This is a genomic window from Aminobacter sp. P4_D5 (genome assembly GCF_056401815.1).
The window spans coordinates 1-569 of sequence record NZ_JBFUIP010001157.1 but is presented as its reverse complement, the minus strand read 5'-3'; the positions used below and the strand labels follow the sequence as shown (position 1 = coordinate 569).

The following is a 569-nucleotide window of genomic DNA, read 5'->3' as shown; positions in this document are numbered from 1 at the left end:
GTGAGAAGCTCCAGCATGACCCTGTCCCGCCGCACCGCCTTCGGCATCCTCGCCGCGCCCGCCCTGGCCGGCACGGCCTCCGCACAGGCCTGGCCCGCCCGCCCCATCCGCGTCATTGTCCCCTTCGCCGCCGGCGGCACGACCGACCTGATGACGCGCCTCGTCGCCGAGCGGATGGGCGGGCCGCTGGGACAGCAGGTCGTCGTGGAGAATCGCGGCGGGGCCTTCGGCATGCTGGGCGCCGACGCGGTCGCGAAGGCGCCGGCCGATGGCTACCCGCTGCTCGGCGGCAGTCCCGGCCCGATGGTCGTGAACTCCTATGTCTACAAGACGCTGCCCTATGACCCCGAGCGCGACCTCTGCGGCGTCTGCATGGTCGCCTCCGTCCCCTATGTGATGGCGGTGCCGGCCTCGCTCGGCGTGAATTCGGTGCAGGAGCTGATCGCGCTGGCACGCGCCCAGCCCAGCGCCATCAATTTCGCGACCTCGGGCATGGCCTCGCGCCTGACGGTGGAGCTGTTCCGCGCGCTGGCGGGCGGCGTGCCGATGGAGATGGTGCAGTACCGCGG

The 569-nt window shown here is 72.2% G+C and carries 1 protein-coding gene; it reads left to right on the top strand.

The window, feature by feature from the left end:
- Window positions 1-15: 15 nt before the first annotated feature.
- On the top strand, window positions 16-569 hold a 554-nt coding region (locus AC1DWF_RS37235; RefSeq protein ID WP_476843442.1), incomplete at its 3' end, for a Bug family tripartite tricarboxylate transporter substrate binding protein.